Genomic DNA, 12889 nt, shown 5'->3' with positions numbered 1-12889 from the left:
ATGAGCGATAACCCGAGCATCACGCTGCCCGCTGTCGACGCGATGCGCGCCTACTGGGCCGTGATCTCGCCGCTCATGGGTGGGACGATGGCGATGCGCTCCGCGGGCAAGACCCTGCTTCCGCAGTACCCAGCTGAAGACGACGAGGCCTACAAGGAGCGCCTGCGCCTTTCGACCCTGCTGCCGGCGTACTCCGAGACCGTGGGCAACATGACCTCCCGAGTGTTCGCCGAGCCGCTGCAGGTGGGAGACGATGTGCCAGAGGCCATTGTCGAGATGACTAAGGATATCGACCACGCCGGCAATGACCTCAACTCCTGGGCGGTCGGGTTCTTCACCGAGGGGTTGAGCCATGGCCTGTGCCATGCCTTTGTCGATCACCCGCCAGCGGGCGACCTTAAAACCCAGGCCGACGAGCAGGCAGCTGGTGTGCGCCCTTATGTGGTGATGGTGAGGCCTGAGCAGGTGCTGGGTTGGCGCTCCAAGGGCGGCGTGCTGACCATGGTCCGCTACATCGAGATGGTCGAGGAGGAAGATGGCGAGTTCGGCGCCAAGTGCGTCGAGCAGATTCGCGTGCTGGAGCCGGGCGCCTGGCGAACCTATCGCAGGTCGGCTAAGGCCGTACGGGGCAAGCAGGCCGCAGCCGGCGGTACCTGGGAGCTGCACGAGGAAGGCACCAACAGCCTGACCGCGATCCCATGGGTCACTTTCTACACGGGCCGGACCGGCTTCATGACGGCCAAGCCGCCGCTGATTGAGCTGGCGCACCTGAACGTGAAGCACTGGCAGAGCCAGAGCGACCAGGACAACATTCTTCACGTGATCCGCGTCCCGATCCTGGTTCGCATCGGCATCCAGACCCAGTACGACAACCAGGGGAAGGTGATCCCGCCAGAGTTCAAGGTTGGCACCGGCCAACTGACCGATCTGCCCAAGGACGGTGACCTCAAGTACGTCGAGCACACCGGCAAGGCCGTCGAGTCGGGCCGCACCGCGCTGCAGGACCTGATCAACGAGATGCGCATGGCCGGGGCCAAGCTGCTGACGCCGGACAAAACGGCTACCAAGACCGCCACCCAAGCGGAGGAGGAGGCGGCGCAGGAGTTGTCCCCGCTCGCGCGCATGGCGCACCACTTCGCAGACTGCCTGGCCCAGCTGCTCCAGTTCATGGCCGATTATCGCGGCCTGGGCGATGGCGGAACCGTCGAGATGCGCGGCAACTTCGATGTCGATTACATGCCAGAGGTGTCGCTGCCGACCCTGGTCTCCATGGCCAATGCCGGGATGATCAGCAAGGAGACGCTATTCACCGAGATGCAGCGCCGCGGCGTGATCAGCGACGAATACGACTGGGAAGAGGAACTGGCGAAGATTGAGGCCCAGGGCCCGGCACTCGGTACGCTGTGATGAAGACGGCCAACGAGAAGCTGCTGGATGAGCTGATCGGCCATGAGGTTGACCTGTCCAGGCTGAGCAACAGCCAGGTCGTGGCGATCATCAGGATCCTGAACAGTTCTGACCCTGAGCTGCGGGCAGCGCTCATTGCTGCCATAGACAGCCTGGATGCCGGCGCGTCCGTTGCAGCGATCGATGCCGCTCTGGCGCCCGTGCTGCGGATCAATCAATCGACGTTCTTTAGCCTGCAGCAGGCGCTCACAGGCGTCATCGACGGAGTGGCCAGTTACGAGATTGCCTTTCAGGACGCTGCGCTTACAGCGGCTGTTCCTGAGCTTGTGCAGGCGCGATTCCCGGTTGCCGTGGCACAGTTCAGTCAGGTACGCGCCATTGCGCTGTCAAGGCCCTTCCAGGGGCGGCTGCTCAACGAGTGGATGGCCGGCATTGAGGCTGACCGTGCTGCGTCGATCCGCGATGCCGTGCGGTCTGGCGTGCTTGAAGGACGCACGACGCCGGAGATCGTCAGGCAGATCATGGGTACCAAGGCGGAGAAGTACGCTGATGGCATCCTGCAGAAGTCTCGCCGGGAGGTGGAGGCGGTTGTCCGGTCGGCAGTGTCCAGCACAGCAGAGACGGCCAGCGACAAGGCATTCGAGGCCAACAGCGACATCATCAGCCATGTTGAGTGGCTGAGCACGTTGGATAACCGGACATCTACGACCTGCCGAATCCGTGACCGCCTGCCGTACACGCTGGGCACGTACCGACCGATCGGGCACAAGGTGCCGTGGCTTGCCGGCCCTGGCCGAATCCACTTCTGCTGCCGCTCGACCAAACTGCCGATCCTCAAAAGCGCCCTAGCGCTGGGGATCAGCGACGCCGCGACCCGGGCAAGCATGGACGGGCAGGTGCCGCAGCAGACCACGTACGCTCAATGGCTTGCACGCCAGCCTGCCGCCCGCCAGGACGAAATCCTCGGCCCGGAGCGGGGGAAGCTGCTGCGCCAGGACAAGCTGAAGCTGCAGGACTTCTACAACGACAAGGGCAAGTTCCTGACGCTCGATGAGCTGCGGGATCGGCTGTTGTAGCCCGCGCCACAAAACACCAAAGCGCCATTTCGTGGCGCGCAATTGCAAAGCCTCGCCCAGTGCGGGGCTTTTTCATGCCTGCGGTTCGGATGGACGGGGCGACCTGGGGCCGGATGGCTCACCAACAGGCCGGATGGCCCAGAGAGACGAAATGAAACTCAAGACTGTTGAAGTGGATGGCAAGCAGTACGCAGTTATCGAAGATGGCAAGCCCGTCTACACCGATGACGACGGCAAGGACGTCGCTTTCGATGCAGTTGGCACTCGCAACACCATCACCCGGCTGAATGCCGAGGCGAAGTCGCACCGTGAGCGCGCGGACAGCTTCGAGAAAACTGCGAAGGCGTTCGAAGGCATCGAAGATGCTGCGGCCGCCAAGAAAGCCCTGGAGATCGTTGCCAACCTCGACGCCAAGAAGCTGGTGGATGCCGGCGAGATCGAGAAGGTGAAGGGCGAAATCAGCAAGGCCTTCCAAACCCAGCTGGATGAAGCCAACGGCAAGGCGCAGACCTTCGAGCAGCAGCTGTATGCCGAGAAGATCGGCGGCAGCTTCGCGCGCTCCCAGTTCATCGCCGAGAAGATGGCTGTTCCCGCTGACATGGTCCAGGCCGCCTTCGGCAGCAACTTCAAGATCGAGGAAGGCAAGGTCGTCGCGTACGACTCCCAGGGCCAGAAGATCTTCAGCCGAGCTCGCCCGGGTGAACTGGCCGACTTCAACGAAGCGCTCGAAACCCTCGTCTCGCAGTACCCCCATCGCGACCACATCCTGAAGAGCTCCGGCGCCAATGGCGGCGGCGCACCGAACGGCGGTGGCCAGCACAAAACCACGAAGGGCAACTTCGGTGGCACCAAGGCTGAACGCCTGGAAGCCATCAAGGGCCTGACCGCAAGCGAATAAGGAGGCCCAATGGCCCTTTCGAACATGAAGGTATTCAACGAATACCTCAAGCGCACCACCATCGAGACCCTGGCGCAGGATGTCGAGAAGTTCAACGCATCCTCGGCCGGCGCCATCCGCCTGACTACCCAGGGCATCGACGGCGACTTCCTGCAGGAATCGTTCTGGGCAGGCCTGCACGGCGCCCAGCGTCGCGTCGACCGCTACGCTGCCAACGGCGCCCAGGCGTCCACCCCGCTGGCCCAGAAGCAGTACGACTCGGTGAAGATCGCCGGCGGCTTCGGCCCGATCCTGTGGGAGCCTTCCCAGCTCTCCTGGATCCAGAAGAACCCGGAAGAAGCGCTGGAAGTGATCAGCCGGAACCTGTCCGAAGCCATCATGGCGGACCAGCTGAACACCGCCATCTCGGCCCTGGCCGGCGCCATTGGCAACCAGCCGACCGCCACCAACGACGTTTCGGCGACTGCTGGCGTGACCTACGTCGCGATCAACAACGCCCACGCGCTGTTCGGTGACGCTTCCCAGCTCCTGGTGGCCCAGGTCATGACCGGTGCCATGTACCACAAGCTGGTCGGCCAGAACCTCGCCAACGCCGAGCGTCTGTTCCAGTTCTCCGGCGTGCAGGTGGTCGACATCCTCGGCAAAGCCGTGATCATCACCGACGCCCCTGCGCTGTACGAGGCCGGCACCCCGAACAAGCAGAAGGTGCTCAGCCTGGCCGACGGCGCAGCGGTGGTGATGGATGGCTCCGACCTGATCACCAACATCGAGACCTCCAACGGCAAGGAGCGTATCGAGACCACCATGCAGGCCGACTACACCTTCGGCCTGGGCCTCAAGGGCTACACCTGGGACACCGCCAACGGCGGCAAGTCGCCGACCAACGCCGAGCTGTCCACCGGCACCAACTGGGATCTGGTGGCGAACAGCATCAAGGCCTCGGCCGGCGTACTGACCATCGGTGACGCCACCAAGTAACCGGTACCGCGCCCTCCGGGGCGCATTCCCAGGAGATCGCCATGAGCGAGAAAGTGATTTACGAGAAACACCCGGTCAGCCCTGAGCGTAAAGCAGAGTTGCGGCAGAAGGGGTACAAAATCATCGATGCGCGTTTCGCGCCCGATGACTACGAGCACCCGGAGCCGCTGAAGGAGGCCAAAGGCTCGAAGGCTGGCAAGTCCGCTGCCGACAAGAAGGCTGCCGAAGAAGCCGAGCTGAAGGCAAAGCTGCAGGCCGCCCTGAACGAAAAGGGCGTGCAATTCAGCCCTGACGCCAGCCTGGAAGATCTCAAGAAGCTGCTGGACGAGGCCGCATAATGACCATCTACATCACCGTCGAGCAGGTAGACGCCCTGCTTGGGCCGACCTGGGCGCCCGACGACCAGAAGGCCAGGGCGGTGCTGATGGCCAACACCTGGCTCACCAATCTTGGCCTGCCTGAGTTCGACCCGGTGCCGGACGATGTCATCCAGGCCGGCGCCGAGATCGCCAGAGAGGCTGCGGCGGGCAACATCTACGGCAGCAAGGAGACCGGCGTGCTGAGCAAGTCGGTCAACGCTGACGGGGTTTCCAGCAGCAAAACCTACTCGGAATCCTCCCGCACCATCAGCGCTGGCGAATCGTTCGCCCTGGCGTTGCTGGCGCATTACCTGAACAGCAGCGGCCAGACCAAGATCGTGAGGGGCTGATATGGGACTTCGCGATGAACTGCAGGCCGACCTGGCCGAGGCTTTCAATACGGACCTGGCTGACGCGGTGCTGACCTTCACGGGCGAGTACATGGGGCCTGGAGTGTGGGATCCGGTAAACGAAACCACGACCGCCCAGCCCGTCACGTACACGGGTCGAGGCGTGCTGTCCCGCTACGAAGATAGCCGGGTCGACAACGTCAACATCCTCGTCGGAGATCTGCGCCTAACAGCGCTTGCCAACGAGGTCACCGACACCCCGGATGTTGGGCACAAAATCACCGCTCCCGACCTGATGGACCGCTCCAAGCAGGTGGTCTACCTGGTCAAGTCGGCGCGCTCCGACCCGGCTTCAGCCACTTACCGATTGCAGCTGAGGAAGTAGCCATGGCCAAGAGCAGGGGATGGAGCACACCGCCAAGCCTGTTCACCGGCCTGGTCGAAGAGGCCCTGACGCAGCGCGTGCGGGTCATTGCCCTGGCCATGCTCAACGAAATCGTGCTGCGGTCGCCCGTCGACACTGGGCGATTCCGGGGTAACAACATCGTCAGCGTGGGCGCTCCCGTGTACACCAGCAGCACGAGCATCGACCCGACCGGCTCGGAGACCATCCAGCAGGGCGTCAGGGTGACGACCGGCCTTGAGCCGTTCACACAGGTGTTCATCCAGAACAACCTCCCATACGCTGTACCGCTTGAGGATGGGCACTCCCAGCAGGCGCCCGCCGGCATTTACGCGGTGTCGTTCAACAGCGTCTCGCAGGCCTACTCATGACCTTCGAACAAATCCGGGCCATCGTCACTGGCCGCATGGCGCAGTGGGCGGGAATACCCGCTGACGCTGTGGACTACCCGAACAACCCCAAGGGTCCGTTCGACCCGGCCGGCAAACCGATTTGGGCCAGGCTTGCGGACGTTCCAGGCCTTTCCAGCACACCCGAGGTCGGCATCGGCCCATGCGTGCGCCAGACCGGAATCGTCGTCATCCAACTGTTCGTGCCCAGCTACAGCGGCACCCTGGCCATCACCAGAGCCGTGGACACGCTGGTTACCCAGTTCCAGTACTACAGCGCGCCGGAAGGGCCATTCGACTTCTTCGAAGCGTCCCCGCAGGGCGTCGGCGATGACGGGAACGGATGGTACCAAGTAAACGTCCGCGTTCCATACCGGGCCTACTGAGCCCCTACTTGCACCGCCACATGGCGGTTTTTTTACGCCTATCGATAGGAGATATACCCCATGTCCAGTGGTGCAAAGCGCTCTACCGCGTGGATCCGCGAAGTCACCCCGGGGGTAACCCCACCGGGCCCATGGAACGTGCTGACCCGCGTCAGCTTCGGCCTGGTGCCTACCTACAACACCGAAGAGAACAACGAGATCGGCGAAAGCCGGATGTCGCAGGGTACCGCCCAGACGACCGTGGATGTCGGCGGCGATATTGAGACCAAGTTCCGCTACGGAGCCCTGGACGAGTTCCTGGCCTCCTGCTTCGGCGCGAACTGGTCCGGTAATACCCTGACCATGGGTAACGAGCGTATCTCGTTCTCCATCGCCGCCTATGACGCTGACGTCGGTATCGCTGGCATCGCCCGCGGCGCCCAGGTTGACACGATCAACATCGAGGTCCCGAACGACAACGAGATCAGCGTTACCACCACGTTCATGGCCACCTCGTGGCAGGACAAGGCCGACAATACTTCCTTCATCGTCAGCCCTGCGCCCGAGGCCAGCCAGCGGCGCTACGGCTTCAAGGATGTGACCGGGCTGAAGATCAACGGCGTGCAGCTGGGTGACGACAACGCGTGCGTTGACACGTTCAACCTGCAGTTCGCCAACAACTCGCAGACCCAGCGCTGCATCGGCAACGGCAACCCGTTCGCCGGCAACATCATCCAGACCACCTTCACGCCGTCGGGATCGATCACCATGAGCTGGTCCAAAACTGCCTACCAGTACTGGAAGGCCCAGCAGACCAGTGGCGCTCTCAGCTTCGAGTTCACGCTCAACAACGCCGATGGCGGCTACACCTTCTTCATCCCCGAGATGGAAGTGAGCGGGGACTGGCCTGACGGCGGTGCTACGGACATCATTCAAGTTGAACTGTCCTACACCGCCCGCCGTGTGCCGCCGACAATCACCCGTCTGCCGGCTCCGATCGCCATCGCCGCGGTGAACGTCACGCCGGCAACGCTGGCGTTGGATGTTGGCGAAACTGGCGATCTCGAAGCGGTCGTGACTCCGGTAGGCGCAAGCCAACTGGTCAACTGGTCTTCTTCTGCTCCGGCAATCGCCAGCGTGAGCGCCACTGGCCTGGTAGCCGCGATCGCTGCGGGAACCGCAACCATCACCGCGACCAGCGCGGCAGACGGCACCAAGACCGACACTTGCGCTGTCACCGTCACCGTTTAACCCTTTGCCCGGCGCGCCCTGCGGTGTGCGTCGGGCCTTTTACCGCAGAGGAATACCATGGCCTTCACCATCGCAAAGAAGCCTGAACTGGACATCAACGGCGAGCGCTGGGTCGAGTTCGCTCCGGGCGCCGAGATCCTGGTCGGATCGATCGCCAATCCGCTCTACAAGTCCCATCAGGCGCTGATCAACCGGCACCTGGCAGCAATCAACCAGCAGGCTCGGATCGGAACCGCTGAATTCAACCTTTCAGATATCCCGGATGTCGAGCTGGAGACCGATGACGATCTGTTCATCGAGCTGGCGGCAAAGCACCTGATCAAGGACTGGAAGGGCGTCGATGTTGAAGAAAAGCCGGGCGAGCCAGCCCCATACAGCCCTGAACTGTGCATTCAACTGATCAAGCAGATGAACAGCGTGTACTTCCTGGCTCTGCGCACCGCTACTGATATCGCCCGTCGCATCGAGGATAAGGCAGCAGCCACCGCGGAAAAGCAGTAGCGGCATATCTCTGGGGGCGAGAGTGGGCAGGCGATGACAACGAGAAAAAGCGCTGGAAGCATGAGCGGCTTGGCTCAGGCGTGCCGGAGGCGCCAGAGATCGACGGCGTAACCGCAGAGATCCTTGAGGCCTACGCCTATATCAGCCGGTCCCGGCAGTACGTCGGCATGGTGGGCGCACCGGCGCCAATCCAGCCTTCGGCTGTCACCGAATACCTCAACCGCTACCCCTCGGCGATATGCCGCGAAGAGTTCGACGCAGCCGTCTTTGCCCTCGATGACCAGTTCCGCAAGCACTGGGAGGAGCAGAACGAAAAGTCCCAGGCCGCAGCAGAGGCCAAAAACAAACCCAAGAGGCGTTGACGCCGGAGGATCACATGGCGCAGGAATCACGCCTTGCCATCACGATTGACTCGCGCCCAGCTAAGAAAAATGCGGATGACCTGAGCGATTCGCTCAACAAGGTAGAGCAGAGCGGGGAAGGTGCTGCTGTTTCTGCCGAGAACTTGAGCAGGGTCACAGTCACCCTTGGCTCGAACATGGGAAAAATGGCGTCCGCTGCAGTCACCGCCCTGGATCGAGTCGAGAAGTCCACGGCATCTACCGACCGGCAGATGACGGCTCTGGTATCGAAGTCTGACGCGCTCGAGGCAGCCATGCTGTCGGTTGGGGCTGGCGTCACAAAGCTCGACTCCAGCCTGACCCAGTCGAATGCACTTCTTTCGCAGATGTCCACGGGCATCGGCCAGTTGTCGAATGGGTTCAGCGTATTTTCCAGCACCCAAAGCCAGGTCAACGCCCAGCTGATTCGTGTCGCCGCGGCTCTTGAGCAGGTCGCCAGTGGTGCCCGTCAGGCTGATGCGGCCATGGACTCTGTCTCAGGTAGCAGCAAGGCGGCCGACGCCTCTCTTGAGCAGCAGCGCCAGGAGCTTACCCGCCTAATCGGCCAGATCAACCCGGCAGTAGCCGCGCTTGATCGCCTGGACGCCATGCAGGATAAGCTCAGCAAGTTCAAGAAGGCCGGGCTTGTTGATACCGAAACCTTTGAGGAGTACAGCGGGCGCCTGAAGGAGGCCCGTGACGAGCTTGGCAAAACGTCTACGGCCATGAACACCGCCGGCATGTCGGCCAAGGCCTACAGCGCCGCGCTGCGCGGGCTACCTGCGCAGTTCACAGATATCGCTGTCAGCCTTCAGGGCGGACAGGCTCCATTGACCGTCCTTCTACAGCAGGGCGGCCAGCTCAAAGACATGTTCGGCGGCATCGGCCCTGCAGCCCGGGCAATGGGCGGCTATATCCTCGGCCTCATCAATCCGTTTACCGCTGCAGCAGCAGCAGCCGGAGTGCTGGCTCTAGCCACGTACCAAGGATCAGAGGAAAGCGAGCGATTCGCCAAGGCCATTATCGAAAATGGCAACGCCGCAGGCGTTACGGCTAATCAGCTGGCCGACATGGCCAACGAAGTTGCAGCGAGTAGCGGAACAGTCGGCGCTGCAGCAAGCGTACTGACGCAGCTGGCAGGCGCTGGCAATCCACTGCGCAGCATGTACGTAGAGATCACTCAGGCCTCGCTCGCCTGGTCCAAGCAAACCGGCCGCGATATCAACGATGTCGTCCAGACCTTCAACGAGATCGGCAAGAACCCGGTCGAGGCCATCAAGAAACTCGACGGCGAGCTGAACATCCTCACCGCCTCGCAATACGCCAACATCCAATCCCTGCAGGAGCAGGGCAAAACGATGGACGCGGCGGCTATGGCTGCCGGTCTGTACGCCGAGGCCATCAACATCCGGGCAGGGGAGATCGAGCGCAACCTTGGCAGCCTGGAGTCGGCATGGAATTCCATCGCCGGCGTGGCAAAGAAAGCCTGGGACGAGATGCTCAGCGTTGGTCGAGAGCAGAGCATCGAGGAGCAGATCGCCAACACCGAGAAGATCCTGGCTGAGCGCAAGACAGGCTTCCTGTCGCTTTTGTTCGATGAGGATGATGATTCGACCAGGTTCCTGCAGACCAAGCTAAAGACGCTGCAGAACGCTCTGGCGCAGAATGCCGCCCAGGCTGCAGCCGACGCTAGCAACAAGGCTATCCAAGACGCCGGGAAGAAGGGCGTAGATCTCATCAATTCGACATACAAGTCATCGCTCACCCAAACCGAAAAGCTGCAGAAGCAACTGGACGACCTGCAGAAGGGTAGGCTTGCGGCGCAGAAGGCTGGAGCCTTGAGTGCCGAGGAAGAGGCGAAGTTCGCCCAGTCACGCAAGAACATCGAGCAGCAGATCGCGGACATCAAAGCCCGCGAAGCTAAGAAGAATGCGCCCAAAGGCGTCAACAAGGGCGTATCGGAGGCAGAGAACACATTCTCCCGCCTGTATAACCAGTATGACCCGGCAGCCCAGGCCGCGCGCACCCTGACCAAGGAGCAAACCCAGCTTCAGCTGGCTCTCGATAAGGGCAAGATTAGCCAGGACGAGTATGGCAAGGCGCTGGCCCAGGCTTCGATCAACTACGCCGCCGCCATCAAGGGCGCCCAAGGCCTAACCCAGGCCGAGCAGTACCGCGCGCAGCTTGAGCGTCAACTGGTAGGTCAGCGCAGCGAGTACAGCATCGCCGCCGCCGGAGTTGGCATGGGTGACCAGCAGACGCAGCGCATGCAGCAGCGCGTGCAGATCGAGCAGCAGACCAACGAGCGAATCCTGCAGCTCCGCACCGAACTGGCCAATGCCACAACGGAGAAGCAGCGCCAGGACCTGCAGGCGCAGATCGACCTGGAGCAGGAATACCTGCCGAAGCGACTTGCAGCCCTGCAATCGGGGTTTGCGCAGTACGACGCCGCCATGGCCAGCCCCATGAACGGGTTCAATGCTGCGCTGCAGAACTTCCAGGTCAACGCGGCGAACGTTGCTGGGCAGACGCAGGCTCTATTCACCGGAGCGTTCAGCAGCATCCAGTCGAGTGTGGGCGGCGCATTCCAGGCCATGACGCTCGAAGGCCAGACGTTTGGTCAGTCAGTAGTGAACGTGACGCGCAGCCTTGTCGGCAGTGTCGTCAACTCGCTCGGCCAGATGGCTGCTCAATGGGCGGTGAACAAGGCTATGCAGCTTGCCTTTGGTCAGGCGTCGGCTGCCGTTGCAGCGCAACAGATCGCCCAGGTAGGGGCCGTCACTGCAGCCGAAACAGCAGGCGCCTCCGCAGTTGCAACGGCAAAGGTGGCAGCTGACGGGGTTGCGACTGCATCCAGCATTGCCGCGACGACCGCCACGACGACGGCTCAGACGGCGGCAGCGGCAACAACCGCCAGTGCATGGCTGCCAGCCGCACTCGTCGCATCCATCGGCTCCTTCGGTGCCGCGGCTGTGGTGGGCGGTACCGCTCTCTTGGCAGCCTTTGCGCTGATCAAGGGGTTCTCAACCGGTGGTTATGTCTCAGGTTCAGGGACAGGTACTTCAGACAGCATCCCCGCGCGACTCAGCAACGGCGAGTTCGTCGTGAACGCCAAGGCAACTCAACGCAATCGGGATTTGCTGGAGGCAATCAACTCGAACGAGCGCGTTTCTTTTGCTGGCGAAAACATCTCGCTGAACAAAGTCCAGGCGAACGACCCCCTTCAAAGTCAGCGCCAAGCCGCACCGGTAAACGTCACCGTGAACCTGATTGAAGACAGGTCCCGCGCCGGCACTGTTGATCGGCGCACCGGAAACGATGGCCAGCTGGAGATTGACGCCTTCGTGGCTGACATCTGGGGCGGGGGAGAGCGGGCTCAGGCAATCGAATCGGCGTACGGCCTGTCGCGCAACGCAACGTAGGGAAATCCAATGGCTACCGAAACGGAAGAGGTCGATGACAGGCCGGGCGCAACTGTGCCCGAACCTGTTGTCCCGCCTGATGAGAAAGAGCTCCTGCTGCAGCGGCGACTAGCCCGCATCGAGGAAGCGCTGGGCCTAAGCCCTATGACCTAAAACGCAAGCCTCAGCAGAGGAATGGCAATGATTCAATACCCGGCAGAGTTGCCGCTTCCGCTGCAAGATGGATATGGGTACACGACCGTTGACCCAATGCGCTCAACGCCAATGGTGACCGGACGGCGTCGATACCGGAAGGTGTACAGCTATGTTCCTTCAGAGCTGACCTTCAACTTCGTGTTTGAAGAGGATGAAGCCGCATTCTTCGAGGCGTGGTATGCGCGAACGCTGAATGACGGATTGGAATGGTTCGAAATGCCGCTCCAATTGCCGCCAGGCTTCACAACCTACCAAATCCACTTCACCGGGATTTACGGGAAGGTTGAACTCACCCAGGTAAAGCGGTGGAGGTACTCCATAAACGCCGAGATCAGGCGTAGACCGTTGATCCCAGAAGGCTGGGAGCAATTCCCGGATTACTGGTTTAACAAAAACATCATCGACGTTTCGGTTAACAGGGAGTGGTCAGAAACATGAGCCTGATCGAGGAGTGTTATGCCTCGGGCAGGGGCGAGCTGGTCGACACGATCGAAGCCAGGAAGCAGGGCGGAACGGTATCCCACCTGTACTGCTCAGGGTGGGAGGACCGGGTGTGCACCACTGAGGATGGGCGCACGCTGGTCTTCACTGCGATGGCCATGGACCTGGCCCTGCCTAAGAATGACAACAGCGCGTTCCAGAACCTTGTGCTGGGCCTCGACAACGTGACCGGCGAAGTGCAGGAGATCGTTGAGGAGGCCAAGGCCGCCGGCGACCGATTCATCATCACTTTCCGCCGCTATCTAGCTGAAGACTTGTCTTTCCCGCAAGAAAGGTACCGCATGACGCTGCTCAGTCGCGACTACGAAGATGATGTGGCGAAGCTAACCGCCGGCTTCTTCGACCTGCTCAATACCAACGGTCTGCGCACCATTTTGACCACATCCCTGGCACCCGGCCTGAAGTACATCTGAC

General features: G+C 61.7%; 15 protein-coding genes. All 15 read left to right on the top strand.

The genetic code is table 11. The features are described from left to right. Positions 1 to 1407, top strand: coding sequence for a DUF4055 domain-containing protein (locus ACTYOL_RS17235; protein ID WP_444756791.1), 1407 nt, complete (start codon positions 1 to 3; stop codon positions 1405 to 1407). After that, positions 1407 to 2483, top strand: a complete 1077-nt coding sequence (locus ACTYOL_RS17230; protein ID WP_444756790.1) for a hypothetical protein — start codon at positions 1407 to 1409, stop codon at positions 2481 to 2483. The genes ACTYOL_RS17235 and ACTYOL_RS17230 overlap by 1 nt, the downstream gene beginning before the upstream one ends. A 151-nt stretch (positions 2484 to 2634) precedes the next feature. Next, positions 2635 to 3381 carry a DUF6651 domain-containing protein gene (locus tag ACTYOL_RS17225; RefSeq protein ID WP_444756789.1) on the top strand — a complete coding sequence of 249 codons (747 nt, stop codon included), beginning with the start codon at positions 2635 to 2637 and terminating at the stop codon, positions 3379 to 3381. 9 nt (positions 3382 to 3390) lie between these two features. Then, the gene (locus ACTYOL_RS17220) at positions 3391 to 4359 is read left to right on the top strand and encodes a major capsid protein (protein ID WP_444756788.1); all 969 of its coding nucleotides are present in this window, start codon (positions 3391 to 3393) and stop codon (positions 4357 to 4359) included. A gap of 41 nt (positions 4360 to 4400) precedes the next feature. Next, positions 4401 to 4697 carry a hypothetical protein gene (locus ACTYOL_RS17215; protein WP_444756787.1) on the top strand — a complete coding sequence of 99 codons (297 nt, stop codon included), beginning with the start codon at positions 4401 to 4403 and terminating at the stop codon, positions 4695 to 4697. Beyond that, positions 4697 to 5068, top strand: a complete 372-nt coding sequence (locus tag ACTYOL_RS17210) for a hypothetical protein (RefSeq protein ID WP_247282990.1) — start codon at positions 4697 to 4699, stop codon at positions 5066 to 5068. Before ACTYOL_RS17215 ends, ACTYOL_RS17210 begins: the two co-directional genes overlap by 1 nt. 1 nt (position 5069) lies before the next feature. After that, positions 5070 to 5453, top strand: coding sequence for a glutamate 5-kinase (locus ACTYOL_RS17205; protein ID WP_444756786.1), 384 nt, complete (start codon positions 5070 to 5072; stop codon positions 5451 to 5453). A gap of 2 nt (positions 5454 to 5455) precedes the next feature. After that, positions 5456 to 5842 carry an HK97 gp10 family phage protein gene (locus ACTYOL_RS17200; RefSeq protein ID WP_444756785.1) on the top strand — a complete coding sequence of 129 codons (387 nt, stop codon included), beginning with the start codon at positions 5456 to 5458 and terminating at the stop codon, positions 5840 to 5842. Then, positions 5839 to 6246 (top strand): phage tail terminator-like protein, encoded by a 408-nt coding sequence (locus ACTYOL_RS17195; RefSeq protein ID WP_444756784.1) that lies wholly within the window; start codon positions 5839 to 5841, stop codon positions 6244 to 6246. The genes ACTYOL_RS17200 and ACTYOL_RS17195 overlap by 4 nt, the downstream gene beginning before the upstream one ends. A gap of 60 nt (positions 6247 to 6306) precedes the next feature. Further along, entirely contained in the window at positions 6307 to 7476 is a 1170-nt protein-coding gene (locus tag ACTYOL_RS17190) for a phage tail tube protein (RefSeq protein WP_444756783.1), read from the top strand. 57 nt (positions 7477 to 7533) lie between these two features. Then, complete coding sequence (locus ACTYOL_RS17185; RefSeq protein WP_444756782.1) at positions 7534 to 7977, top strand: hypothetical protein; 444 nt, start codon at positions 7534 to 7536, stop codon at positions 7975 to 7977. 80 nt (positions 7978 to 8057) lie between these two features. Further along, positions 8058 to 8339 (top strand): hypothetical protein, encoded by a 282-nt coding sequence (locus tag ACTYOL_RS17180; protein WP_444756781.1) that lies wholly within the window; start codon positions 8058 to 8060, stop codon positions 8337 to 8339. Positions 8340 to 8353: 14 nt separating this feature from the next. Beyond that, positions 8354 to 11779 (top strand): phage tail length tape measure family protein, encoded by a 3426-nt coding sequence (locus ACTYOL_RS17175; protein ID WP_444756780.1) that lies wholly within the window; start codon positions 8354 to 8356, stop codon positions 11777 to 11779. A gap of 180 nt (positions 11780 to 11959) precedes the next feature. Then, positions 11960 to 12412, top strand: a complete 453-nt coding sequence (locus ACTYOL_RS17170) for a transposase (RefSeq protein ID WP_444756779.1) — start codon at positions 11960 to 11962, stop codon at positions 12410 to 12412. Beyond that, positions 12409 to 12888, top strand: a complete 480-nt coding sequence (locus ACTYOL_RS17165) for a DUF1833 family protein (RefSeq protein ID WP_444756778.1) — start codon at positions 12409 to 12411, stop codon at positions 12886 to 12888. The genes ACTYOL_RS17170 and ACTYOL_RS17165 overlap by 4 nt, the downstream gene beginning before the upstream one ends. Position 12889: the final 1 nt, after the last annotated feature.

It is taken from the genome of Pseudomonas sp. A014, assembly GCF_052378495.1.
Taxonomy (GTDB): Bacteria; Pseudomonadota; Gammaproteobacteria; order Pseudomonadales; family Pseudomonadaceae; genus Aquipseudomonas; species Aquipseudomonas machongensis.
The sequence above is the reverse complement of the archived record's forward strand: the minus strand, read 5'-3'. Positions and strand labels throughout refer to the sequence as shown.